The organism is Streptococcus periodonticum (assembly GCF_003963555.1).
GTDB lineage: Bacteria > Bacillota > Bacilli > Lactobacillales > Streptococcaceae > Streptococcus > Streptococcus anginosus.
In genome coordinates, this window is sequence record NZ_CP034543.1 from 864,025 (window position 1) to 890,007 (window position 25,983).

The following is a 25,983-nucleotide window of genomic DNA, read 5'->3' on the forward strand; positions in this document are numbered from 1 at the left end:
AAATGGTTTATAATGAAAGGTAGCAAGTATATTAGGAGGCCGTCTAATGGAGAGAAAAATTAAAAAATCAGTAGTTGCGACCGGTTTAGCTGCAACCACTATTATTTCAGGCAGTTTATCACATCAAGTAAATGCCGAAGAAGTAAAAACACAATCTACTGAGCCAAAGACATCTGAAAAAATCACCAAACCAGTTACAGAAACAGATGTTCAATCAGCAAAGCTGCAAGCCGATGCTGCAAAGGTTCAAACAGATACTCAGCAAAAAGTTGTAGAGCAAGTCAAAGGAGATGTAAATACTTCAAAGGACGCGGTGGCAGATAGCGAAAAAGCTGTTGCAAATGCTGAGGCAGAAAAGAAAGAAGCAACTCCAGAAGTTATTGAAACCGCAAAAGAAGAAGTGGCGACATCAGAGAAGACGGTTACAACAGAGGAAAATAAAGTTCAAGCAGCAGAACAGTCTGAAACAAAGGCAAAAGAAGCTGTTAAAAATCAAGAAAATGTTGTTGCAGGGCAACAATCACTTGTTGACGTTGCACAACGCGAATTAGACACAGCTAAAGCTCCAGTTGCCAATGAAGAACAAGATCTTAACCGCGCAAAGGAAGAAGAAAAACAAGCTGAAAAGAATTTGGCAGAAAAGCAAAAAGATCTTGCTAAAGTGAAAGAAGAAATCGCTAATCTTCCTAAAGAAATCGATTCAGCGACTGAGCAAGTCAAGCAAAGTGAGCAAAAAGTTGCAGAAAATCAAGCGGCTATTGATCAAAAAGCCGCTGAAGTAGCCCGTGCTGAACAGTCAGCTACCAATAGAAGAAATGTTGATTTAAACAAGGCAACCTATGGTGAATTTTTACAACACGCTAAAACAAATGGAGCCAACGAAGCGATTCGTAATGCAGCTACTGAAGCTCTAGCAACTTATGAAAGAGCTAAACGTGAAGACGGTATTACAGTTGGTTCTGACGCAACAAGTCCAGCAACTTTAGCAAATAACTTAAAAGCGATTGAATTGGTTAGAGCTATCAATGCTTATCGTAGACAAGCTGGATTAAAAGAATTATTGATTGATCCTTACAAGAATCCAGCCAGCCAAGTCCAAACTCTTTATTTTGAAAGAGCAGATTGGCATATGGGCAAATATTTGAGAAATGAAAATGTAGCGATTAGTTTTACTCCGAAAGGAGCCGTTGATTTTTGGTATAAGGAAAAATCTATCTATATGGCTGAGGCAGCTAAGTATGGCTTAACAACCAATGAGCGAGACATTGATTCCAATCAAATTTATACCACCTTACGTAATCGTGGTCAACTTGCTTTCTTCTATAGAGTTGGTCACTATCTTCAAATGATGGATAAAAACTTTAATACCATTTCAGCTGCATATGATAAAGTTCCAAATCAATACAGTAATGTATATGGAACGTCTGAAGTTGGATTTCATAGAGAACCTAATTTTAATGCACGTGTTAACAACGGTACTCTTCTTAGCGCAGACGCGTATGAGCAAGCAATCCGTAATTTTGCTGGTGCTGCAAGAGCTGCAAATGCACAAGCAACAGCAGCGAAGAGTCAATTAGGCGTGTTGCGAGCTCAAAGAACGGGTTATGTGTCTACTTTAAATATTCAAAAAGCAAAATTAGCAGACCTTCAAAAGTTGACTGCGAATCGTTCAGCTGCTCTTGCTACTGCGAATGCTGGAGTGATTACAGCTGAAGCGGCCTTGACAAAAGCGAAGCAAAATGTTGTAACAAAAGAAGCTGCTTTGAAGCGCGCAACTGCAACTATTGCATCCAAGTTGGCACCAAAACAAGCAGCGTTAGCAAAAGAACAAGGATTACTAGAAACTGCTAAAAATAAATTAGCAGAACTCAAGAAAGTCTTAATTACAGCAGAATTAAATGTTGCCAAGGCAAAAGACGCTTTGCAAACTAGTCAAACCAAGCTAAAAGAAGCACAAGATAACTTGGAAAAATTACAAAATGCACCACAAGCACTGGAAGCAGCTCAAAAGGCTCTTCAAGCTGCACAAGCTGACTATGCCTCTAAGGTTAAAACGTTAAAAGATGAAGAAGCAAAACTAGAGATTTCTCGTTCAATTTATACCAAGTTACAAGAAAACTATGAGCAATTGAGAAGTCAACTTCCTCCGAAGGCTCAAAAAGAAACAGGTGGAAAAGTACCAAACTTACACTTATCCAGAACTTACCAACCAAAACCATTGTTAGTTAGACAACAAAATACTGGTCAAAAAGTTCTGCCTGCTACAGGTACTAAAGCAGATCAGGTTGCTACATTAGGCCTGCTACTTGGTTTGGGAACTCTAGCTAGTGCTCGCCGTCGTAAAAGAAATAACGAAGATTAAATAATTGAAGATTTTAGAAAAAATCTAATCTTTCTTCCCAAAGACAAACAACTCTGTTTTTGAGTGTTTGTCTTTTTTTTTAATCAATACAATCAAAAGCAAGCATTGAAAACCGTAGCTTTTGTCTACCAACTCTCCCACAGTATCTATCATTTTGAGAATCAGCACAAAAATAGTATAATAAACTGTATTCTCTTAATGAAACGAATAAAACTAAAGGAGTTTTCTATGCAAGTCATCAAACGTAATGGAGAAGTTACTGATTTTAATCCAGATAAAATTTATCAAGCTATTTTGAAAGCAGCACAAACGGTTTATGTCTTGACAGATGATCTACGTCAAAATTTAGCGCTTGTAACTAAAAAAGTAGTGTTAGATCTAGAGGAAGCTGGTGTTGAACGAGCTACTATCAGTATGATCCAATCTATGGTAGAAAATCGCCTGTTAGGTGCTGGTTATATCACCATTGCCGAGCATTATATCTCCTACCGCTTGCAACGAGATTTGGATCGCAATGGTTATGGCGATCATATTGCAGTCCATTTACATTTTGAACAAATTCGATAATAAATTTACAGCTTAGATCACAGAATGAAGTAGTTGGCAGATTTTTTTGAAAAATTTGCTAAAAATCAACTTTCTTTTAAGTTAACAATAATGCTTGTTCTAGAAAAGTTTACCACATTCCCTTAATTTCTGGGACTTGACAAGTGTATTTTAATATGATAAAATTTAAAAGATTTTAAGCTTGAAGGGAGTGAAAAAAATGTCAAAAACAGTAGTACGTAAAAATGAATCCCTTGACGATGCTCTTCGTCGTTTCAAACGTGCGGTTACTAAAGCTGGTACTCTTCAAGAAACACGTAAACGTGAATTCTATGAAAAACCTTCTGTAAAACGGAAACGTAAATCAGAAGCAGCTCGTAAACGTAAAAAATTCTAATTGAGCAAAATGACAGACTTCGGTCTGTTTTTTGTTTCTATTTAGATAAAATCGAACTCGTACTCAATAAAAATCAATAGCTTTAGCAGTTTTACCGTATGGACGTTATCTGTCATCTCAAAACTCCACCGCAAGTTTAATAGAAGTAGCAGCTAGAGGGGCAGGTTAAGGCAAACAGAATATCAAGAAACCGTGAGAGTAAACAAAAACACTGATTTTCATCAGTGAATTTTTTTCATAATTATTTGCTTTCGAGCAATGCTTTGATTTCTTGAAGAACTTCTAATTCAGTTGGTCCTGCAGCTTCTTCAGCAGTGTCTTCTTCTTTTTTTGTAAGACTTTGCGCTTTTTCAACAGACTTGACGATGAAGAAGAGAACTGTTCCGATGACGAGGAAATTGATAACAGCGCTTAAGAAACTACCGTATGCAATCCCATTCCATTTTAAACCAGCAATTTGTTCTACACCAGCAGCTTTTAAAGCTGGATTGAGAAAGAGTGGAGTAATAACATCTCCAATAAGCGAAGTCACAATAGCTCCAAAAGCATTGGCAATAATAACACCGACTGCCAAATCAATTACATTGCCGCGAAGCAAAAACTCTTTAAGGTCCTTTAACATTTTCTTTTTCCTTTCAAAATACTAAACTATATTATATCTAAAAAAAGGGGAAAGTCAATAAAATGTCTAAAAAATATAGTGAATATTTTACTTTTTGATAAATTTATTATAAAATGTAAGTTGTTATTCTATGATAAATTGGGGGTGTTGTCTATTGATTGATAAAGAAATCATTTCTGATATTAAAAATAGCGTCAATATCGTCGAAATCATAGGAGAAGTCGTTGCTCTAACAAAGGCCGGAAGGAATTATCTGGGGCTTTGTCCTTTTCATGGGGAAAAAACTCCGTCATTTAACGTGGTAGAAGAAAAGCAATTTTATCACTGTTTTGGCTGTGGAAAGTCAGGTGATGTCTTTAAATTTATTGAGGATTATCGTGGTGTTTCTTTTATGGACGCTGTACAAATTGTTGCAGATCGTGCAGGGATTCCATTAGAAATAGAGCATAGTAGAAAAGAGCAGTCAACACATACACATCCTCATCAAGCACTTTATGACATTCATGCGGAAGCTGCAAGGTTTTACCATGCAGTATTGATGACAACAAAGATAGGAGAAGAAGCACGTTCTTATCTTTATGAACGTGGCTTAACAGATGAGGTTATCAAGCATTTTCAAATTGGTTTAGCACCTAATGAAAGCAACTATCTATATAGAAGTGTTAGTGGGAAATTTGACGAACCAGCCATTCTGAATTCAGGCTTATTTAACTTAGCTGATAATAATCTGGTTTATGATGCTTTTCAAAATCGGATTATGTTTCCATTGGCAAATGATAAAGGACAAGTCATTGCTTTTTCAGGTCGTATTTGGCAAGCAAGCGATATAGAGCAGAAAGTCGCGAAGTATAAAAATAGTCGCAGTACACCGATTTTCAATAAAAGCTATGAGTTGTATCATCTGGACAAGGCCAAAGCGACTATCAAGAAAAGTCACGAAATTTACTTAATGGAAGGCTTTATGGATGTTATAGCCGCTTATCGTGCTGGAATTGAAAATGCTGTGGCCTCTATGGGGACTGCTTTGACGCATGAGCATGTGGAGCATCTTCGTAAATTCGCAAAGAAAATTATTTTAACGTACGATGGTGACAAAGCAGGACAAGCAGCGACAGCAAAAGCTCTGAATGAATTGCATAATTTATCAGTTGAAATTGTCAGGATTCCTGATAATATGGATCCGGATGAATTTATCAAAAAAAATTCTGCTGATGATTTACAAAATTTACTGACTAAAACACGAATTAGTGATATAGAGTTTCTTTTGAACTATCTGAAGCCAGATAATATCGAAAACTTGCAAGCTCAAATTGAATTTGTTGAACAAATGTCTCAGCTGATTGCACAGGTTCAATCAATCACTGCACAAAATTCCTATATTTATATGTTAGCTGAATTGTTACCTGATTTTGACTACCAGCAGGTGGAGCAAGCTGTTAATAATCATCGTTTAGTAAATAGAAGAGAGCAACAACAGCAATCGCATCAACAAGTGTCAAGACTTGACATTCCGATAACACAGCAAGTATCGCGGCTAATTAAGGCAGAGAGTCATCTTCTGCAGCGGATGATTGATAATCCTGTGATTTTAAATGATTATCGTTTGAGGAAAGATTTTCATTTCGCAACAGTAGAATTGCAGACTTTGTACGATATTTTAAAAACAAATGGCGAGGTAACGCCACAAGATTTGTCTGAGCAAAATGATTCGGTACAGCAAGCTTGGTATCGGGTCTTAGAAGAAAATCTACCAGAGGAAGTTTCTGAGCAGGAACTGATTGAAGTGGAGCAAACGCGAGATAAGGAATTGCTTCGCAAAGAAAATCAATTGATTGGTAAAAAAGTCCGTGAAGCATCTCATAGTGGGGATGCAGATACGGCATTAGAAGAGCTAGAGCGATTTATTGCTCAAAAAAGGAGAATGGAGTAGGAATGGCTACAAAACAAAAAGAAGTAACAACTTTTGATGTTCAAGTTGCAGAATTTATTCGCAACCATAAAAAAACTGGTACAGCAACCGATGATGAAATCAATGATCGGCTAGTCATTCCATTTACTTTGGAAGCTGATGGCATTGAAGATCTTCTTCAACGGATTCAGGACGCAGGGATTGCTATTACGGATAAAGAGGGCAACCCAAGTGAACGGGTTTTAAATACAGAGGAAGAAGAAGCTGAATTAACAGATGAGGAGTTGCTTGGTAGCAATTCTGCTAAAGTGAACGACCCTGTCCGTATGTATTTAAAGGAAATTGGTGTTGTTCCGTTATTGACCAATGAAGAAGAGCAAGAATTAGCTGTTCTTGTGGAGCAAGGCGACTTAGAAGCGAAACAACGTTTGGCAGAAGCTAATTTGCGGTTGGTTGTCTCTATTGCTAAGCGCTATGTTGGACGCGGCATGCAGTTTCTTGACTTGATTCAAGAAGGCAATATGGGATTGATGAAAGCCGTTGACAAGTTTGACTATACCAAAGGTTTCAAATTTTCGACCTATGCCACTTGGTGGATTCGTCAAGCGATTACTCGTGCGATTGCTGACCAAGCGCGTACGATTCGGATTCCGGTTCACATGGTTGAGACAATCAATAAATTAGTGCGGGAGCAACGAAATCTTTTGCAAGAATTGGGACAAGATCCAACGCCAGAACAAATTGCTGAGCGCATGGATATGACACCAGATAAAGTTCGTGAGATTTTGAAGATTGCCCAAGAGCCGGTCTCTCTTGAAACCCCAATTGGAGAAGAAGATGATAGTCATCTTGGCGATTTCATTGAGGATGAAGTGATTGAAAATCCAGTTGATTATACAACACGTATCGTCCTGCGCGAGCAATTAGACGAGGTTCTTGACACATTAACAGATCGTGAAGAAAATGTACTACGTTTGCGTTTCGGTCTAGATGATGGGAAAATGCGTACGCTGGAAGATGTTGGAAAAGTCTTTAACGTAACTCGTGAACGGATTCGACAAATTGAGGCCAAAGCCCTACGCAAATTGCGTCATCCAAGTCGCAGCAAGCCACTTCGCGATTTTATTGAGGACTAGTAAATAAAAGGAGGCACCATGGCATACACAAACGAACAAATTGATGATATTAAAAATCGTATCTTGGAAAGTTTGGAACAAGTTATTGACCCTGAATTAGGAATTGATATTGTAAATCTTGGTTTGATTTATGAAATTCGGTTCAATGGTGAAAATGGTGAGACGCAGATTGATATGACCTTAACAACAATGGGATGCCCGCTGGCTGACTTATTAACTGATCAGATTCATGATGCGATGTCAGATGTACCTGAAGTGAGCAAAGTAGAAGTGAGACTGGTGTGGTATCCAGCATGGACTGTGGATAAAATGAGTCGCTACGCACGCATCGCCCTAGGGATTAAATAAGAATATGGCAGCATGACTTGATTATGCTGCTTTTGTTTTGCTCAAACATTCAGAATTTGTGCAATATTTTAACTTTATATCACTTGAAGTATTGTAAGAATCTGTTATAATAGTTGAACATACTGAATTTTAGAAAAGGGAGAGAAGATGGTTAAAAAAGGAGCACTGACAGGATTACTCTTGTTTGGAATATTTTTCGGCGCAGGAAATTTAATTTTTCCGCCAACTTTAGGAGCTTTGTCTGGCGAACACTTCTGGTCAGCGATTGCAGGATTTGTGCTTTCAGGAGTTGGAATTGCTATTTTAACATTGATTATCGGTACTTTAAATCCCAAAGGCTATGTTTACGAAATTTCTAAAAAGGTTTCTCCTTGGTTTGCGACCAGTTACTTGGTAGTTCTGTATCTAGCGATTGGTCCATTTTTTGCCATTCCTCGGACGGCAACGACTTCTTATGAAGTTGGGATTGCACCATTGCTTTCGAGTAATATGACAGGATTAGGACTTATTATTTTTACAATCTTGTATTTTGTGGCTGCCTACTTGATTTCATTAAATCCTTCCAAAATTTTGAATCGGATTGGTCGGATTTTGACTCCTGTGTTTGCCATTTTGATTGTCATTCTAGTCATTTTAGGGGCAATAAAATACGGAGCGGCTGCACCGCAAGCTGCTAGTGCGGAATACGCAAAAGCAGCTTTTGGAACTGGCTTTCTTGAAGGGTATAATACGCTTGATGCACTTGCCTCTGTTGCTTTTAGCGTTATCGCTGTGCAAACATTGAACCAACTCGGCTTTGCCAACAAAAAGGAATATATATCAACGATTTGGATTGTTGGAATTGTTGTTGCATTGGGATTTAGTGCACTTTATATTGGATTAGGATTTCTTGGAAATCATTTCCCAATTCCGGCTGATGTAATGGCGTCTAATGCCAATAAAGGAGTTTATGTCTTATCTCAAGCTACACAAGCTATTTTTGGTCCGACAGCACAGATTTTCCTTGCAGCCATGGTAACAGTGACTTGTTTCACGACTACGGTTGGTTTGATTGTTTCAACATCAGAATTTTTCAATAAAACCTTTCCTAAAATCAGCTACAAAACTTATGCAACAGCCTTTACCTTGATTGGATTTGCAATTGCAAATCTTGGTTTGGGAGCGATCATTCAGTATTCAGTTCCTGTCTTGCAAATTTTGTACCCGATTACCATTGCGATTGTAATGATTGTGATTGTCAATAAGTTTGTTGCCTTATCTAAGATTGGAATGCAGCTAACGGTCGCAGTTGTAACAATTATTGCCTTTGCGAATATCATTGGCTCGCAATTTAAATTGACTAGTGTGAGCAATTTAATCAATGCTTTGCCATTTGCGCAAGCTTCAATTCCTTGGCTGGTACCGACGATTGTTGGGATTGTGTTGTCTTTGTTTTTGCCAAATAAACAAAAGAGTGACACATTTGAAATGGAATGATAAAAAAACTATCACGGAAGTGGTAGTTTTTTTATGACCATATCAAATTCAAGTTTTTACAAATCGTATCCTCTATTTTTAGATAGTGAACCAGTGTATACTTTTCTTAGAAAGAAAATGAGGAGGAAAAGATAATGATATCTATTGTGTTTTTGATTTCTGTATTTTTAGCGGGAATTTTATCATTTTTCTCGCCTTGTATATTGCCATTGCTTCCTGTATATGTTGGTATTTTATTGGATACAGATGAACCAAGAACAATCACTATTTTTGGAAAGAAGATTGCTTGGTACGGAATTATAAAAACACTATTTTTCATTGCAGGATTATCCGTAGTCTTTTTAATTCTTGGATATGGCGCTGGCTTTTTGGGAAAAGTTCTCTATACAGAGTGGTTCCGCTATGTATTAGGAGCAATTGTTATTTTGCTCGGTGTTCATCAAATGGAACTGATCAATTTTAAGCTACTACAACGACAGAAAAGTGTTCAATTAAAAAAAGATAAAAATAGAAATGATTTTTACAATGCTTTCTTGCTAGGTGTGACCTTTAGCTTTGGTTGGACACCTTGTGTAGGTCCTGTTTTGAGTTCTGTTCTCGCAATTGCAGCTTCTGGTGGTAATGGAGCAGTACAAGGTGGCTTCCTCATGTTAGTTTATACCCTTGGTCTTGCTATCCCATTTCTCATTTTGGCGCTTGCCTCTTCTATTGTTTTACGCCATTTTGGGAAAATAAAACCTTATATGGGACTACTAAAGAAAATTGGCGGGTTACTTATCATCTTGATGGGAATTTTACTTATGCTGGGAAATCTTAATGTTCTAGCTTCAATATTTGGTGGATAAAAGGAGGAATCTCATGAAAAAAACAATGTTAGTCATCACAGGTCTTGTTTGTGTTGCTCTGTTGGGTGCCTGTGGAAATCAAAAATCAGCTAGTGGAACTAAGTCTGGACACGGACAATTTACAAATAAAACGACAGCTACAAAGTTGAATCAAGGCGAAGCAGCTCCTGATTTTGAACTAAAAGGAGTTGACGGGAAAACTTATAAATTGTCAGATTTCAAAGGAAAGAAAGTTTATCTCAAATTTTGGGCATCTTGGTGTTCTATCTGCTTATCTACATTAAAGGATACTGATGAGTTAGCTAAAAATGCTGGGAAAGACTATGTAGTTTTGACGGTTGTTTCACCGGGGCATGTTGGTGAAAAATCTGAAGCAGATTTTAAAAACTGGTATGAGAAATTAAATTATAAACATTTACCTGTTTTACTAGATCCTAGTGGTAAACTATTGGAACAATATGGTGTTCGTTCCTATCCGACAGCTGCATTTATTGGAAGCGATGGAAAATTGGTAAAAACTCGTCCTGGACTTATTAAAAAAGCAGAAATTGAATCAACTCTTAAAAGCATTAAATAGGAGGGGAGGATGATGGATCATAAAATGAAATGGTTATTATTTGGTGGAGCAGTCCTGCTGGTTTTAGGTTTATTTGTGCTAGGAAGTCGCATGATGCCAACCCTTAAAAATCAATCTGCTATTAATCAGATTAAAGAAGCAGCTGTTAGCCAGGCTGAACCGGTCAAGCAAAAGAAAGCGGACCTGAAAAATGCAAATTTAAAGCATATCTATTTGGCAGGAGGTTGTTTCTGGGGTGTAGAAGAATATTTTTCGCGTGTAGATGGAGTGGTTGACGCAGTCTCTGGTTATGCTAATGGCACTAGCGAAACCACGAAATACGAACTAATCTCGCAGACAAAACATGCAGAAACGGTTCATGTAACCTATGATGCCAATAAAATCTCTTTAAGAGAAGTCTTGCTACATTACTTTAGAATTATCGATCCAACCAGCAAAAATAAGCAAGGCAATGATCGTGGAGTGCAATATCGTACAGGCGTGTATTATAAAGATCAGGCTGATGTAGAAACGATTAACAAAGTCTTTGACGAGCAGAAAGAAAAATTTAAAGAGCCATTGGCGGTCGAAAAACAACCATTAAAACATTTTATTAAGGCTGAAGAGTACCACCAAGATTATTTAAAGAAAAATCCAAATGGCTATTGCCATATCAATGTTAAGCAAGCTTCTTATCCAGTCATTGATGCTTCCAAATATAAAAAACCTAGTGATGCAGAGATTAAAAAGAAATTATCTGATGAAGAATATGCTGTAACACAAAAAAATGATACTGAGCGTGCTTTTTCTAATCGCTATTGGGATAAGTTTGATGCAGGTATTTATGTAGATGTTGTAACAGGTGAGCCACTTTTCTCTTCCAAAGATAAATTTGAGTCTGGTTGTGGCTGGCCTAGCTTCACCCGTCCAATCAGCCCAGATGTCGCAACTTATAAGGAAGATCATAGTTTTAATATGACACGGACGGAAGTTAGAAGCCGTATTGGAAATTCACATCTTGGTCATGTCTTTACGGACGGACCAAAAGATAAGGGTGGACTTCGCTACTGTATCAACAGTTTAGCCATTCATTTCATTCCGAAAGACCAAATGGAAAGTAAAGGCTACGGTTATTTATTAAACTATGTGTAACAGCAATTTTCACAGAAATTTGCTATAATGAGTTTAATAAATAATAGGGGTGCGCTAGTGTATTCAATTATGATTGTAGAAGATGAATACCTTGTTCGGCAAGGTATTTCGTCTTTAGTAGATTTTGAAACATTTGATATGGAAGTCATGGGCGAGGCTGAAAACGGCTTGGATGCTTGGGAAAAGATACAGCTTGCACAGCCCGATATTGTCTTGACAGACATCAATATGCCACATATAAACGGGATTAAACTAGCTCAATTAGTCAAAGAACAATATCCTTCTGTTCATATTATCTTTTTAACGGGTTATGACGACTTCGACTACGCTTTATCAGCAGTAAAATTAGGTGCTGATGATTATTTACTAAAGCCGTTTTCGCGGGAAGATGTGGAAACGATGTTGTTTAAAGTCAAAGAGAAATTGGACAAGGAGCGAAAGCAGCAGCAAGTTCATGAACTGGTTGGGCAAGCAGAATTTTCTGATTTAGAACAAGCAATTCATGATCGTTTAACCGATACAGAATTATCTCTTAAATCACTCGCTTTTCAACTCGGGTTTAGTTCGTCTTATTTGAGTGTTCTCATCAAAAAAGAGCTGGGCTTGCCATTTCAGGATTACTTAATTCAAGAACGGATGAAGAAAGCAAAATTACTGCTTTTGACAACTGACTTGAAGGTTTATGAAATTGCAGAGCAGGTAGGCTTTGAAGATATGAACTATTTTTCTCAACGCTTCAAGCAAGTCGTTGGAGTAACACCGCGGCAATTTAAACGAGGAGAAGGGCAATGAAACGATATTCTCTCCTGATTCAGTTAGTGATTTATGTTTTTATTATGATATTAGCTCTTTTGGGAATTGTCGGTGGGATTTATTATCAGACTAGTTCGGTTGCTATTCGCCAGACAACTGAGCAAAATACACGCAAGACCATTCAGCAAAGTGGTCAGTTTATCACTTCTTATTTACAAAAAGTTAAACAGACAACAAGTAGTTTGGCTGAAAATGAGAAAATAAAGACATACGCACAAACACCAAGCCAAGAAAACGCTGAACAACTTCGGCAATTATTCGCAACGATTTTAAAAACAGATTCGGATTTGGTATCTGCTATTTTGGTAACAAAAGACGGGAATCTCATATCAACAGATCCTGAATTAACCATGAAGACATCCGCTGATATGATGAAAGAAAAATGGTATCAGGATGCTATCCATAAAGGTGCTATGCCGATTTTGACACCAGCACGAAGAACCGTCAGTCATACAACTGGTGAAAAATGGGTGATTTCAATCATGCAGGAAGTTGTAGATAAAGATGGTAAAAATCTAGGGGTTGTTCGCTTAGATATTGGATACAAGACGTTGGAAGCTTATTTAGATCAACTACAGTTAGGAAAAGAAGGATTTACCTTTATCGTCGATGCCAATCATGACTTTGTCTATCATCCTAAAAAAGCAGTTTATTCTTCTCACGCTGAAATGAAAGCGATGGCGCCTTATCTTTCTGTAAAAAATGGATATGTCAAATCAAAACAAGCTTATGTATCTCGATATCAAATTCCAAATAGTGGTTGGACATTGATTGGGGTTTCTTCAATGGAACAATTGCATGCAGTTCAAACGCAGATTTTGTGGTCTTTTATTGGAACAGGTCTGTTTGCTTTGGGGGTTTGTCTAATAGGGATCTGGTTTGTGCTTCGGCTTTGGATTAAGCCTTTGCGAGATTTGCAAGCAACCATTTTAAAGGTTGGAAGTGGGCATTCAGATTTGAGGGCTAATGAAACCGGCTCTCCTGAATTAGTTGATTTGGCAAGACAATTTAATATTATGTTAGACCGGATTGATCAATTGATGATTGCAGTCAAAGAAGAGGAACAAAATGTCAGAAGATATGAATTGCAGGCGCTTTCCAGCCAAATCAACCCGCATTTTCTTTACAATACGTTGGATACAATTGTATGGATGGCAGAATTTAATGACAGCAAGCGTGTAGTAGAAGTCACAAAATCACTGGCTAAGTATTTCCGTTTGGCACTTAATCAAGGTCATGAACAAATTTCTCTTAAAGATGAAATTGACCACGTGCGTCAGTATCTCTTTATTCAAAAACAGCGCTATGGTGAGAAATTGCAATATGAGATTAAAGAGTTGAAGCAATATGATGGCTACAAAATTCCAAAGTTGATTTTGCAGCCTTTGGTTGAGAACGCCATTTACCATGGTATCAAAGAAATGAATCGTCAAGGGAGGATTCGAGTTAGCGTCTCTGAAAATGACACGCAGCTCATCGTTTCAATTTATGACAATGGTCGTGGCTTTGTCGCCAGCGAAACTACAAATGCTACACTCGTTCGCTTGGGTGGTGTCGGTTTGAAGAATGTTAATCAGCGTTTGCAATTACAATTTGGTAAATCCTATCACATGGAAATTAAATCTGAAGAAAATACTTATACGGAGATTCGTCTCTATTTTCCAAGGGCAAATAAAACCAACTGATGAAAGATTTCAGTTGGTTTTTTAATATTTAATTCCCAACACTGGAGAATTTTTTCATGCCGTATTTGAATAGAGCGTAGTTGATAGTAAAAATAACAAGTAGGACTAAAGGAAGTAGCAAACCAATCCAGCTTAGATTTAAAAAATAAAGAGCTGGAAAAAAAGAAGTAAAAGCATAAGGAAATACAAAAATTAGTATCAATTGGATAAAGGTTGGGTAAATTTTGATAGGGTATTGTGCCATTTGATTGAGGGAGAAAATCCCCATTGTGATAGGGAAAGATTCGACAATCCAAAAAGCAAGAGCAGTAGGTCCTAATTGAATAGCGGCATAGAGTAAACCAATACAAATACAGATAAAGACAAAGAGAAGTAGATGAAAAATGTTCCAATGCAGTCCGAGTAAATGATAGGCTTGATAAGTTGCAATAGCTCCCATTAGTGTTGTGCCAAATCCTTGTAGCTGCACGCGTTCACAAATTAGCTGAAAAAGAGGATTGATGGGCATGATAAGCAGGCGTTCAAACTCACCTTTGCGAATATAGCGGCTTCCAAACATCCAAAGATTGTCAAAGAAAATCAGGTGAACTGAACGTCCGATAGTTGCCATTCCATAAATAAATAGCATTTGTCCATAGTTGAATCCGGCAATTTCCTTGATATTTGCAAATAATACATTTAAAAAAATTAAATAAACAATCTGTTCAATCAAGGAAGAAACAAGTCCGATGAAGAAGTCCATTCGGTAAGACATGCTAGCAATCAAGTAAGCTTTGAGATTATAAAAATAAATATTGATGTATTTCATCTTCAACCTCCTAAAATGACTAAACGACGTTTAGCTTGATACCAAAGAAAAGCAATGAAAGCTGAAAGTATCGGAATCCAAGCCAATTGAATCCAGAAGAGCTCAAAATTAACCTGTCTTTTCAAAAGGATATTGACTGGAAAATTAACAGCAAAGCTATAAGGTAATAGTTTCAAAATGTTTGCAATATTTTCTGGATAAAAACTTAGTGGCAAAAGCGCTCCTGAAGCGAGTGAAAAAAGCCCGTTTCTGAGAATCAAAATTCCCCAAGTATTTGCCGTGAAGAAGGCTGTTAAGCTAAATCCTAAATCTAACAGGAGGATGATAAACATTCCTAATAAACTAGAAAATAGGAAAAGCAATCCTGTCTGCCAATTTGGAAGATAAAGCTGTCCTTGAAGCAAAGGGATAACTAATAAAATTGGAATGAATTTGACAATTTCAACGATTTTGACAGCAAAGTCTTGGAAAAAGAGAGAAGTAATGAGGGAATAAGGATAGAGTAGCTCGCCAGTAATATTCCCATCAACAATCATTATAGACAAATCCCGTCCAATGCTGAAACTATTTAGATTTCCCAGTAGATTTGCAAAGATAATATAGGTTGTGAACGTTTCTAAAGTATAACCATTGACTTGAGATTGGGTGAAAAAAATGGTTTTCCAAACGAAAATAGAGACTAGCACTTGTATGAAAGTACGAATCAGGGTCGCGACAAAGAAAGATTTATATTGAAGTTGCGTAATAAGAGCTAATCGTGTGATATGAATATATTTACTCATCAAGCCCCTCCTCATAAATTTGTTTGACGATATTTTCAATTGTCAATTCTTTGATAGCTAGGTCTTCGATTGAATAATGATCAAAAATCTGATTAATAACTTGGGCATTAGTATAAATATCTGTTTGATAATGAATATTGAAATGATAAGAGTCAATTTTCTCAAAACGAAACCCATTGATTTGGAATAGCTCTTCTATTGGCGTTTGCGTTTTGAAAGAAATGGTTTTAACTGTTGAAAACTTTTCTCTTAATTTCGTCAGACTTCCATCATAAACCTTTTTGCCCTTATCAATAATGAAAATTCGTTCGCAGAGCGACTCAATATCCTGCATATCATGAGACGTAATGAGGAAAGTTGTCTGATACTCTTTATTCATAAAGCGAATGAAAGAGCGGATGGTTTCTTTTACACTGGCATCAAGACCGATTGTAGGTTCATCCAAGAAAACAACGGCAGGTTGATGAATGAATATAGCAGCAAATTCGCAGCGAACTCGTTGCCCGAGCGAAAGATTACGAACAGGCTGGTGAATAAAATCTCCTAGCTGCAACAGGTCAATTAATTGCTCCAAGCGTTCCTCAAAAACTTTATCAGGAACGTCATAGATTTTCGCATGCAAAATAAAAGATTCCAGCACAGGAATATCCCAACGTAAATGTGATTTTTGTCCGAACAAAACGCCAATTTGCTTATTGACTGCTGTGCGATGTTTCTGTGGGGTAAGTCCATTAATTTTAACACTGCCTCGATCTGGATAAAGAACACCAGTCAGCATTTTTATAGTCGTGGATTTTCCGCTTCCATTCGAACCAATATAACCAATAATTTCACCTTTTTGAACCGTTAATGAAATATTCTGTACAGCGTGAATTTGTTTTTTCTTGGGGTGAAAAAAGGCTTTGATAGAACCTTTAAGGCCTAATTCTTTCTCGACAATACTATATGTCTTATATAATTGATTTGCTTCAATCATCATTATCTCCTTGTGGCAGAAAACGTTTGCGTATATTCATTATTATAACAAGTTCACGAAATCTGTGCAAGTGAATCTTATGGAATGATCTTTTACACAGAAAAAAGGATGAGACAAAATTGCTCAACCTTTTCTTTGATTTCTTTAGATCAATGACTGGAAGCAGCAGAAGTAGCATCTGCCTCACCCGTACTCTCGCTGTGACTACCTGTATCCGAAGCACCGGAAGTAGCATCAGCTTTAGCCTGTCCTCCTGTAGGAGCGAATGGACCGCTTCCGCCAACTAGCTGCTGACCAGTTGTTTCCAAGTACCATTCCAGCCATGGTCTGAAATTAAAGACAATTTCATTGATACCAGCGTAAGAGCCGTCTGGATAGTACATAGCCTGATAGTTGTGTGTATTTAAAACTGGTGAATGTGGATTTGGAATCAGGGTGCGGACATATTCTTGATTGCCGTTACGCAAGGTTCCGACTACCCACTCTACATTTTTCATTCTGCCAGCCGGAAGTGAATTGTGAACCGTTGATAGGCGGTTTCCTGACTGAGATGGTACACGTTTTGCCAGCATGGTATCAGGGTCTTGATGTGCATCGTTGTAGTAGAGGAATTGGTTGTTGTCATCGGCGTAAGTCAGTTCAAAAGGCATGGATTTCAAGAACATATTGATCTGATCCACCGTTAAAATACCGTGGTCTAGTTTTACATAGGTATCTCCTGAGACGGCACCTACCATAACAGCAGCCTTTTCAACCCATTCAGGATCATCTGGGTCAATGCCTTGAATCGTTGTTGCGATAGGTTTGGTAACATCTAAATCTTCTGGTTCAATTGGTTTTGGTTTTTTCAATTTTGAAACGACCTCTACATATTTCATAAAATTATCCAAGCAGGTTTCAAGGAATTTGACGGTTCCTTCGTTGGTAATATTTCCCTCATCGTCAAAGGCTTCTTTGGCTTTTCCAAGCAGAAATTCATTTCCGGGAAGAGTATAAGCATTGACACCTGGTGCGTCAAGAATTTTGCGTAAATGGACCTGTGCGCGTGAAGTTCCTTGATCGTAGTAAGAAGCGCCCACAATCATGACAGGCTTGTTTTCAAATGGATGAACTTCAAATGACAGCCACTCAAGCACGCTTTTCAGAGCAGCGGTAATGGTATGGTTGTGCTCAGGTGTTGCGATAATGACTCCGTCTGCACGGGTAATTTTGTTGTATAGGAGGCGAAGCTGGAAAGATTCGTCCCATTTTTCGTCTTGATTAAACATCGGAACTTCATCAATTTCCAAGACTTCCAATTCAAATTTTAGTTTAAAATGTCTTCTGATAAATTCCAGTAATTTACGATTATACGATTGCTCTGCATTTGAGCCTACAATTCCTACAAATTTCATTACGTCATTCTCCTTTGCTTACAAGTTTTCCCAGTCGAAGTTTTCAGCTTCTTTGTGCAATAATTCCTGCGCACTAGATAGCTTCTCGGTAATTTTCACAAAAAGGCGGAAATCATCAAAGAGTGCGTCCAATTTCTGAATGGTTTCAAGGTCAATGAGATTGCCATCTTTATCAAATGCTTGCAGAGAGTGCGACAGCAAAAATTCAGAGCCAGGCATGACGGAAGATTTCAACTCAGGGGCATCCAAAATCTGGCGAAGCTGTAACTGTGCACGAGACGAACCCAAGGTTCCAAAGGAAGCACCTGTAATCATCACGGGTTTATTGAGCAATGGGTAAATGCCGTAAGACAACCAAGCCAGAGCACTCATGAGCGAAGCTGGGATAGAGTGGTCGTATTCAGGCGTTCCGATAATGACCCCGTCAGCCGCTTCGATCTTTTCAGCAATTTCCGTTACAATAGCTGGAAGATTTTTGTCTGCGGGTTTATTGAAAATGGGAATATCTTTGATTTCCACTAGTTCAATTTCTGCTTTATCCGCAAAATGTTTTTGCATATATTGTAATAGTTGGCGATTGGTGGAACGTTTTGAATTTGTGCCAACTAAACCGATGAGTTTTAACATAATTATTTCCTTTCCGATATTAAAATAGCAATTCTGGTTTTAAACCAGAAGAATAGAATAATTGATCTTCTTTTGTAATCCCTAACGCTTCAATCTGTTCTTCTTTTTCGACTTGTTCTAGAATGGACGATGGGCTTTCGCCAAATAATCGGGTTGTCCAAATTTCACCGTCTACAGAGCGATTAGACACAATCGTTAAACTAGCGACATCTGTCTCCACAGGATAACCTGTCTTACCATCAAGAATATGGTGATAGGTTTGCCCTTGTTTTTCAAAGGTTCGCTCATAAATTCCCGAAGTCACAACGGATTGATTTACGATAGGAAGAAGAGCCAGATTATTCCCGCGGGTTAATTTGGGATGCTGGATTCCAATCCGCCAAGGACGCTTAGAAACTTGGTTGATTCCTAGGGTTAATACATTCCCGCCTAGATTGATGAGAGCAGAAGTCACGCCTTTATTTTTTAAGAACTCCATCACTTTATCAGCAATATAGCCTTTTGCAAGTGCTCCAAGGTCAATTTTCATTCCTTCTTTTGCCAAAAAAACACTAGAAGAAGCAGAATCGAGTTTAATAAAAGTAGGTTCTATTAAAGAAAGGCAATATTTGATTTCTTCCGGCTGAGGCACTTTAGCGTCTGAAAAACCAATTCGCCATGTTTGTACAAGTGGTCCGATAGTAATATTTAAGTGACTATTTTGAGCTAAACTATGCTGTTTTCCTAGCTCAATTAGCTCAAACAAATCAGGATGCACCTGAATCCATTGCTTTCCAGCTTGATGGTTAATTTTCATCAACTCCGAAGTATCATCATTTGCACTAAAGCGTTTTTCATAAAGAAAAAGGAGCTGAACGACCTCGTCAAGTAACAAGTCTGCCTGATGATGAAGAATCGAAATTGTAATCGTCGTGCCCATTAGCTGAATGGAACGAGAGATGAAATCCATCACATTACCTCCCTTCTATAGATTAAATACACACATCTATTATAACAGATAGATAACGTTTTCACAAACTTTTTTGTAGAAAATTTTCCGACAATTTCATATCATTTTCATATAGAATGGTCTTAACTAGAAACTTAAAATTTGAATGCATTGAGATTAGAAATGAAATCATTCATGAAAAGTTCTTTTAAATTGATAGAAAATGTAATATTTTTCAGTTTTATGAGCAAATATATTGTAAACGCTAACACGTAATGTTATAATGTTTTAGTAAATTAAAAATTAAGGTAGGAATTGCTCTATGAGTAAAATCATTGTTATCGGTGCCAACCATGCTGGTACAGCTTGTATCAATACGATGTTAGACAACTTCGGAAATGAAAACGAAGTTGTGGTGTTTGACCAAAATTCAAATATTTCATTTTTAGGATGTGGAATGGCACTTTGGATTGGTAAGCAAATTGACGGCCCAGAAGGATTGTTCTATTCAGATAAAGAAAAACTTGAAGCAAAAGGTGCAAAAGTTTATATGGAAAGTCCTGTTTTGTCAGTTGATTATGACAAAAAAGAAGTGATCGCACTTGTAAATGGTCAGGAACATCTTGAATCTTATGACAAATTGATTTTTGCGACTGGTTCACAACCAATTATCCCGCCAATCAAAGGTGTTGAACTTGTAGAAGGGAATCGTGAATTTAAAGCGACCCTAGAAAACGTTCAGTTTGTAAAATTGTATCAAAACTCTGCTGAAGTGATTGAAAAGCTGAAAAACAACGAAGGCATCAATCGGGTCGCTGTTGTTGGAGCCGGCTACATTGGTGTTGAACTGGCAGAAGCCTTTGAACGTCTCGGAAAAGAAGTAACCTTGATTGATGTGGCAGACACTTGTCTTGCTGGTTACTACGATCGTGAATTGTCTGACTTGATGAGTAAAAACTTGGCAGATCATGGCATTACACTTGCCTATGGTCAAACTGTGCAAGCAGTTGAAGGTGAAGGCAAAGTTGAACGCATTGTAACAGATAAAGAAACATTTGACGTAGATATGGTCATTATGGCTGTTGGCTTCCGACCAAACACAGCTCTCGGCGCTGGCAAGATTGAACTTTTCCGTAATGGTGCATTCCTTGTTGATAAAAAACAAGAAACAAGCATTCCAGGAGTTTATGCAGTTGGTGACTGTGCAACGATTTATGACAATTCTCTTGGTAAAATGAGCTACATTGCACTTGCTTCAAACGCTGTTCGTTCAGGTATCGTCGGAGCTTACAACGCAACTGGTCATGAATTAGAAGGCATTGGTGTGCAAGGCTCAAACGGTATCAACATCTACGACCTTAAAATGGTTTCAACTGGTTTGACATTGGAAAAAGCAAAAGCTGCGGGTTATAACGCAGTTGAAACAGGCTTCAACGACCTTCAAAAGCCAGAATTTATCAAACACGATAATCATGAAGTAGCTATTCGTATCGTATTTGATAAAGATACACGTGTCATCCTTGGAGCACAACTGGCTTCACACGAAGATATTTCAATGGGCATTCATCTCTTCTCACTTGCAATCCAAGAAAAAGTGACCATTGATAAATTAGCTTTGACAGATATTTTCTTCCTGCCACACTTTAATAAACCTTATAACTACATTACAATGGCAGCATTGACGGCTGAAAAATAAAGATAGGCTATTGAGTTAACAAACCAGTTTCGTATGAGACTGGTTTACTTTTTTATCTGGATTTCATTCTCTAAAACAATTTCCGCAAGCAAAAAAAATGAAAAATTATGCTAAAATAGAAAGAGAATATATTGGGGAGGCAACGATGTCTGTTCAGACAGAAAAAGGAGTATCAAATACTAAGAAAGAATTCGCATTTACATCTAGTTCAATCATTCTGCAAGTTTCAAGAGGAATTTTAGTTGGGATTATCGTGGGTGCAATTGTTGGTTCTTTTCGTTTTTTGATTGAAAAGGGATTTCATATTGTTCAATATTTCTATCAGCAAGTGCATGATAGTATGATTTGGGTTGCTTTTATTCTGTTATTTTATGCTTGTGTCATTTGGATTAGTGCAAAATTAACGCTTTCAGAAAAGAATATTAAAGGTTCTGGAATTCCGCAAGTGGAAGCAGAGCTGAAAGGACTGATGAGCTTGTCATGGTGGAGTGTCCTCTGGAAAAAGTACATTCTTGGTGTTTTAGCCATTGCAAGCGGCTTGATGCTAGGACGTGAGGGACCCAGTATTCAACTTGGAGCAATGGGTGGAAAGGGAATTGCCCAATATCTTCATTTAAGCCCTGTGGAAGAGCGTTCTCTGATTGCTAGCGGAGCAGCAGCAGGGCTGGCAGCGGCTTTTAATGCTCCGATTGCGGGTTTACTGTTTGTTATTGAGGAAGTCTATCATCATTTTTCGCGTTTCTTTTGGGTCTCGTCTTTGGCGGCAAGTTTAACGGCGAATTTTGTTTCACTTATGATTTTTGGAATGACCCCTGTATTAAATATGCCAGATAATATTCCTCTGATGGGACTAGGGCAATACTGGCTTTATTTGTTGTTAGGAATTTTTCTTGGTTTTTCAGGATTTTTATATGAAAAAGTTGTTCTAGCTATGCCTCGCATTTATGATATGATTGGAGAAGTTTTGCACCTTTCTCCGCAATATTATCCTATTATAGCTTTTATTTTCATTTTGCCAGTAGGATATTTCCTTCCACAACTTTTAGGTGGTGGCAATCAACTGGTTCTCTCTTTAACCAGTCAACACTATCTGTTATTAACATTAGTGATGTTTTTCGTTATTCGCTTTATCTGGAGTATGATCAGCTATGGTAGCGGGCTTCCTGGTGGTATTTTTCTCCCCATTTTAGCTCTCGGCTCTCTTTTGGGAGCAATTGTTGGTGTCGTTTGTGTGCAATTAGGCTTTGCAACACAAGAGCAATTTCCTATTTTTATTATTTTAGGTATGAGCGGCTACTTTGGTGCAATTTCTAAAGCTCCATTGACAGCAATTATCTTGGTGACTGAGATGGTTGGTGATATACGAAACCTCATGCCTCTTGGTTTAGTGACTTTAGTGGCATACGTTGTAATGGATTTATTGGGCGGAGCACCCGTGTATGAAGCTATGCTAGAGCGAATGTTACCAGATAACGTGGTAGATGAGGGCGAAACAACCCTTATCGAAATTCCAGTCTCTGAAAAAATAGCGGGTAAGCAAGTTCATGAGTTGGAATTACCAAGAGATATTCTAATTACCATGCAACACCACAACGGAAAGAACCAAACAGTGAATGGCAGCACGCGCCTGTATCTAGGAGATATGATTTATGTGGTATTGAAAAAATCAGATATTGGACGCATTAAAGATTTACTCTTGTAAAAGAGGGAGACCTCTTTTTTTAGAATCTGAAAGAACAACTCGCAATTTCCGAACGATAAAAAACATTATAAGTCATTATATTGTAATTTCTGTACTTTGTGTTATAATACTAAAGGAAACGTCAGGAAAGGCGTAGCGATGCGAAAGCATAGGTAGGTCATTTTTAGCATAAAATTAAAGGAGAATGACATGCTGAACGAATTTCCTATTTTTGACTATGAAGATATCCAATTGATTCCGAATAAATGTATCATCAAAAGTCGCTCAGAAGCAGATACGACCGTTACTTTTGGGAAACACGCCTTCAAACTTCCTGTTGTTCCAGCTAATATGCAAACAATTCTGGATGAAGATGTAGCAGAAAAATTGGCGAAAAGTGGCTATTTCTACATCATGCACCGTTTTGACGAAGCTGGCCGCATTCCTTTCATCAAGCGCATGCATGAGCAAGGACTGATTGCGTCTATTTCAGTTGGTGTGAAAAATTATGAATATGATTTTGTTAGCCAGTTGAAAGAAGATGCTCCAGAATACATCACGATTGATATTGCGCATGGGCATTCAGATAGTGTGATTGATATGATTCAGCACATCAAAAAAGAACTCCCTGATACTTTCGTGATTGCAGGAAATGTCGGGACACCAGAAGCTGTTCGTGAGCTGGAAAATGCTGGAGCAGATGCAACCAAAGTTGGTATTGGGCCAGGGAAAGTTTGTATCACAAAAGTAAAAACTGGTTTTGGTACAGGTGGCTGGCAATTAGCGGCTCTTCGTTGGTGTGCAAAAGCTGCTCGCAAACCAATTATTGCGGACGGTGGTATTCGTACGCATGGCGACATTGCCAAATCTATTCGCTTTGGTGCTACCATGGTGATGATTGGTTCCCTATTCGCAGGTCATATCGAAAGCCCAGGTCAAACGGTCGAAGTAGACGGTGAACAATTCAAAGAGTATTATGGTTCGGCTTCAGAGTACCAAAAGGGCACGTATAAGAATGTGGAAGGAAAGAAAATTCTTTTACCAGTTAAAGGACATTTAGCTGACACTTTGGTTGAAATGGAGCAAGATTTGCAAAGTGCCATTTCCTATGCTGGCGGAAGAGACTTAGCTGGTCTTAAGCACGTAGATTATGTCATTGTGAAAAATTCCATTTGGAACGGTGATGCGCATTAACAATAAAATAATTACTTATTTATATTACGAATTTGGCGTAATGTTTCTACAAGGCACCTAATGTCTAACAATAAGTAAGTCTTTAACTTTCCTGCTATGTTTTTAGCAAGGAATTTTGTATTCAGTTGGTTAACCAATTGTTTTAGGCTTGCTTTTGGCAAGCCTTTTGTTTTTTCTAAAAGGAGATTTTATGAAATTATTAGAAGAACGTATCCTAAAAGATGGAAATGTTTTAGGAGAAAATATTTTAAAAGTGGATTCATTTCTGACTCACCAAGTTGATTTCAACTTGATGAAAGAAATTGGTAAAGTGTTTGCAACCTATTTTCGCTCAGCTGGTATTACAAAAGTTGTAACAATTGAAGCATCTGGCATCGCACCTGCTATTTATACAGCAGAAGCATTGGGCGTTCCAATGATTTTTGCGAAAAAGTCAAAAAACATTACTATGACGGAAGGAATTTTAACGACCGAGGTCTATTCTTTTACCAAACAAGTGACAAATACGGTCTCAATTGCAGGGAAATTTTTAAATCATTATGATAAAGTGCTTATTGTCGATGATTTCTTAGCAAATGGACAAGCAGCTAAGGGGCTAGTTGATATCATTGAACAATCAGGTGCCCATGTGGAAGCGATTGGCATTGTGATTGAAAAATCATTCCAAGAAGGAAGAAAGTTGCTAGAAGAAGATAAGCGAAAAGTCGTTTCTTTGGCTCGTATTCAAAAATTTGAAAATGGAAAAGTTGTATTTATGGAGGCTGATGCATAATGGAACTGAAAGAAGAAAAACACTCACAGGCGGCTGTCTTAGGTTTGCAGCACTTATTGGCAATGTACTCAGGGTCAATCCTTGTACCCATTATGATTGCTGGTGCGCTAGGTTATTCGAGCCAACAGTTGACCTATCTCATCTCCACAGATATTTTTATGTGTGGTGTGGCAACGTTTTTGCAATTGCAACTCAATAAATATTTTGGCATTGGCTTGCCAGTCGTACTTGGAGTTGCTTTTCAATCGGTTGCACCTCTGATTATGATTGGTCAAAAACATGGAGGCGGAGCTATGTTTGGAGCGCTCATCGTTTCCGGTGTCTACGTTCTTTTGATTGCAGGCATTTTTTCTAAAATTGCTAATTTCTTTCCACCAATTGTGACGGGCTCAGTGATTACAACTATTGGTTTGACACTTATTCCTGTTGCGATTGGCAATATGGGAAATAATAGTGAAAAACCAACTGCACAAAGTTTGCTGTTGGCTGCTGTCACGATTTTAATTATACTGTTAGTAAATATCTTTGCGAAAGGCTTTCTAAAATCCATTTCCATTCTGATTGGCTTAATTATTGGAACGATTATTGCCAGCTTTATGGGCTTAGTAGATTTTGCGCCAGTAACTCAAGCTCCTCTTGTACATGTTCCGACACCGTTTTATTTTGGAATACCTAAGTTTGAACTTTCATCCATCGTCATGATGTGTATTATCGCAACAGTTTCTTTGGTAGAATCAACAGGTGTTTATTTTGCACTTTCAGATATTACAAACGAAAAGTTAGACAGCATTCGTCTGCGAAATGGTTATCGTGCAGAAGGACTTGCAGTGCTTCTTGGCGGTATTTTTAACACTTTCCCTTATACAGGATTTTCACAAAATGTTGGTTTGGTCAAACTTTCTGGAATTAAAATACGGCTCCCAATCTATTATGCAGCAGGATTCTTAGTCTTGTTAGGATTGGTACCGAAATTCGGAGCTTTGGCACAAATCATTCCAAGTCCTGTACTCGGTGGTGCTATGCTTGTCATGTTTGGTTTTGTTTCTGTTCAGGGAATGCAAATGCTAGCGCGAGTTGATTTTGAACACAATGAACACCATTTCTTGATTGCCGCTGTATCTATTTCCGCAGGAGTCGGTCTAAATGGAAGCAATCTTTTTAACAGTTTGCCAACCGGCTTGCAAATGTTTTTCTCAAATGGAATTGTTATGGCGAGCGTCATTGCGATTGTATTGAACCTTATTTTAAATCGTGAGAAAAAATAAAACTCGACAAGAG

The 25,983-nt window shown here is 37.9% G+C and carries 24 protein-coding genes and 1 riboswitch; of the genes, 17 read left to right on the top strand and 7 right to left on the bottom strand.

Going from position 1 to position 25,983, the window contains the following annotated elements:
* The first annotated feature begins 46 nt into the window (after positions 1-46).
* The 3 genes from EHW89_RS04200 to rpsU all read left to right on the top strand — a co-directional run bounded on the left by EHW89_RS04200 (position 47) and on the right by rpsU (position 3,305).
* Positions 47-2,362 carry a CAP domain-containing protein gene (locus tag EHW89_RS04200; RefSeq protein WP_126466854.1) on the top strand — a complete coding sequence of 772 codons (2,316 nt, stop codon included), beginning with the start codon at positions 47-49 and terminating at the stop codon, positions 2,360-2,362.
* A gap of 228 nt (positions 2,363-2,590) precedes the next feature.
* Positions 2,591-2,929 carry an ATP cone domain-containing protein gene (locus tag EHW89_RS04205; RefSeq protein ID WP_003024641.1) on the top strand — a complete coding sequence of 113 codons (339 nt, stop codon included), beginning with the start codon at positions 2,591-2,593 and terminating at the stop codon, positions 2,927-2,929.
* 199 nt (positions 2,930-3,128) lie between these two features.
* The gene (rpsU, locus tag EHW89_RS04210; RefSeq protein WP_000048054.1) at positions 3,129-3,305 is read left to right on the top strand and encodes a 30S ribosomal protein S21; all 177 of its coding nucleotides are present in this window, start codon (positions 3,129-3,131) and stop codon (positions 3,303-3,305) included.
* Positions 3,306-3,546: 241 nt separating this feature from the next.
* Here rpsU and mscL read toward each other — a convergent pair whose 3' ends face one another.
* Positions 3,547-3,927 (bottom strand): large conductance mechanosensitive channel protein MscL, encoded by a 381-nt coding sequence (gene mscL, locus EHW89_RS04215; RefSeq protein ID WP_022525808.1) that lies wholly within the window; start codon positions 3,925-3,927, stop codon positions 3,547-3,549.
* A 154-nt stretch (positions 3,928-4,081) separates the two neighbouring features.
* On the opposite strand from mscL, the gene dnaG reads away from it, so the two are divergent.
* From dnaG to EHW89_RS04260, 9 genes are all read left to right on the top strand, one after another.
* Complete coding sequence (gene dnaG, locus EHW89_RS04220) at positions 4,082-5,857, top strand: DNA primase (protein WP_319592684.1); 1,776 nt, start codon at positions 4,082-4,084, stop codon at positions 5,855-5,857.
* Positions 5,858-5,859: 2 nt separating this feature from the next.
* A complete protein-coding gene (rpoD, locus tag EHW89_RS04225; RefSeq protein WP_003024631.1) occupies positions 5,860-6,972 on the top strand; it encodes an RNA polymerase sigma factor RpoD in 1,113 nt (370 codons plus the stop codon).
* Positions 6,973-6,990: 18 nt separating this feature from the next.
* Positions 6,991-7,320, top strand: a complete 330-nt coding sequence (locus EHW89_RS04230; protein ID WP_003024629.1) for a metal-sulfur cluster assembly factor — start codon at positions 6,991-6,993, stop codon at positions 7,318-7,320.
* A gap of 147 nt (positions 7,321-7,467) precedes the next feature.
* On the top strand, positions 7,468-8,796 hold the full coding sequence (gene brnQ / locus EHW89_RS04235; protein WP_126466858.1) for a branched-chain amino acid transport system II carrier protein: 1,329 nt from the start codon (positions 7,468-7,470) through the stop codon (positions 8,794-8,796).
* 134 nt (positions 8,797-8,930) lie between these two features.
* Entirely contained in the window at positions 8,931-9,641 is a 711-nt protein-coding gene (gene ccdA2 / locus EHW89_RS04240; protein WP_003024626.1) for a thiol-disulfide oxidoreductase-associated membrane protein CcdA2, read from the top strand.
* Between the two features lie 13 nt (positions 9,642-9,654).
* Positions 9,655-10,218 (top strand): redoxin domain-containing protein, encoded by a 564-nt coding sequence (locus EHW89_RS04245; protein WP_003024623.1) that lies wholly within the window; start codon positions 9,655-9,657, stop codon positions 10,216-10,218.
* A 12-nt stretch (positions 10,219-10,230) separates the two neighbouring features.
* Entirely contained in the window at positions 10,231-11,349 is a 1,119-nt protein-coding gene (gene msrB / locus EHW89_RS04250) for a peptide-methionine (R)-S-oxide reductase MsrB (protein WP_126468063.1), read from the top strand.
* 57 nt (positions 11,350-11,406) lie between these two features.
* Complete coding sequence (locus EHW89_RS04255) at positions 11,407-12,141, top strand: response regulator transcription factor (protein ID WP_126466860.1); 735 nt, start codon at positions 11,407-11,409, stop codon at positions 12,139-12,141.
* Entirely contained in the window at positions 12,138-13,847 is a 1,710-nt protein-coding gene (locus tag EHW89_RS04260) for a cache domain-containing sensor histidine kinase (protein WP_126466862.1), read from the top strand. The genes EHW89_RS04255 and EHW89_RS04260 overlap by 4 nt, the downstream gene beginning before the upstream one ends.
* A gap of 28 nt (positions 13,848-13,875) precedes the next feature.
* Here the strand turns inward: EHW89_RS04260 and EHW89_RS04265 are convergent, their stop codons facing one another.
* The 6 genes from EHW89_RS04265 to EHW89_RS04290 form a co-directional block, all read right to left on the bottom strand.
* A complete protein-coding gene (locus tag EHW89_RS04265) occupies positions 13,876-14,655 on the bottom strand; it encodes an ABC transporter permease (RefSeq protein WP_003024614.1) in 780 nt (259 codons plus the stop codon).
* Between the two features lie 2 nt (positions 14,656-14,657).
* Positions 14,658-15,437 carry an ABC transporter permease gene (locus EHW89_RS04270; protein WP_037597050.1) on the bottom strand — a complete coding sequence of 260 codons (780 nt, stop codon included), beginning with the start codon at positions 15,435-15,437 and terminating at the stop codon, positions 14,658-14,660.
* Entirely contained in the window at positions 15,430-16,413 is a 984-nt protein-coding gene (locus EHW89_RS04275; protein WP_126468065.1) for an ABC transporter ATP-binding protein, read from the bottom strand. The genes EHW89_RS04270 and EHW89_RS04275 overlap by 8 nt, the downstream gene beginning before the upstream one ends.
* 149 nt (positions 16,414-16,562) lie before the next feature.
* A complete protein-coding gene (locus EHW89_RS04280; RefSeq protein ID WP_126466864.1) occupies positions 16,563-17,807 on the bottom strand; it encodes an NAD(P)H-dependent oxidoreductase in 1,245 nt (414 codons plus the stop codon).
* 18 nt (positions 17,808-17,825) lie between these two features.
* Positions 17,826-18,434 carry an NADPH-dependent FMN reductase gene (locus EHW89_RS04285; protein WP_126466866.1) on the bottom strand — a complete coding sequence of 203 codons (609 nt, stop codon included), beginning with the start codon at positions 18,432-18,434 and terminating at the stop codon, positions 17,826-17,828.
* A gap of 19 nt (positions 18,435-18,453) precedes the next feature.
* Positions 18,454-19,383 carry an FAD:protein FMN transferase gene (locus EHW89_RS04290; protein WP_106100426.1) on the bottom strand — a complete coding sequence of 310 codons (930 nt, stop codon included), beginning with the start codon at positions 19,381-19,383 and terminating at the stop codon, positions 18,454-18,456.
* Positions 19,384-19,684: 301 nt separating this feature from the next.
* On the opposite strand from EHW89_RS04290, the gene nox reads away from it, so the two are divergent.
* From nox to EHW89_RS04315, 5 genes are all read left to right on the top strand, one after another.
* Positions 19,685-21,058 carry a H2O-forming NADH oxidase gene (gene nox / locus EHW89_RS04295; RefSeq protein WP_126466868.1) on the top strand — a complete coding sequence of 458 codons (1,374 nt, stop codon included), beginning with the start codon at positions 19,685-19,687 and terminating at the stop codon, positions 21,056-21,058.
* Positions 21,059-21,203: 145 nt separating this feature from the next.
* Positions 21,204-22,760 (top strand): ClC family H(+)/Cl(-) exchange transporter, encoded by a 1,557-nt coding sequence (locus EHW89_RS04300; RefSeq protein ID WP_126466870.1) that lies wholly within the window; start codon positions 21,204-21,206, stop codon positions 22,758-22,760.
* Positions 22,761-22,949: 189 nt separating this feature from the next.
* Positions 22,950-23,933, top strand: coding sequence for a GMP reductase (gene guaC, locus EHW89_RS04305; RefSeq protein ID WP_126466872.1), 984 nt, complete (start codon positions 22,950-22,952; stop codon positions 23,931-23,933).
* Positions 23,929-24,024, top strand: a riboswitch (purine riboswitch). Its footprint overlaps the gene before it by 5 nt.
* A gap of 99 nt (positions 24,025-24,123) precedes the next feature.
* Positions 24,124-24,705, top strand: a complete 582-nt coding sequence (locus EHW89_RS04310) for a xanthine phosphoribosyltransferase (protein ID WP_126466874.1) — start codon at positions 24,124-24,126, stop codon at positions 24,703-24,705.
* On the top strand, positions 24,705-25,970 hold the full coding sequence (locus EHW89_RS04315; RefSeq protein ID WP_126466876.1) for a nucleobase:cation symporter-2 family protein: 1,266 nt from the start codon (positions 24,705-24,707) through the stop codon (positions 25,968-25,970). Before EHW89_RS04310 ends, EHW89_RS04315 begins: the two co-directional genes overlap by 1 nt.
* Positions 25,971-25,983 lie beyond the last annotated feature (13 nt).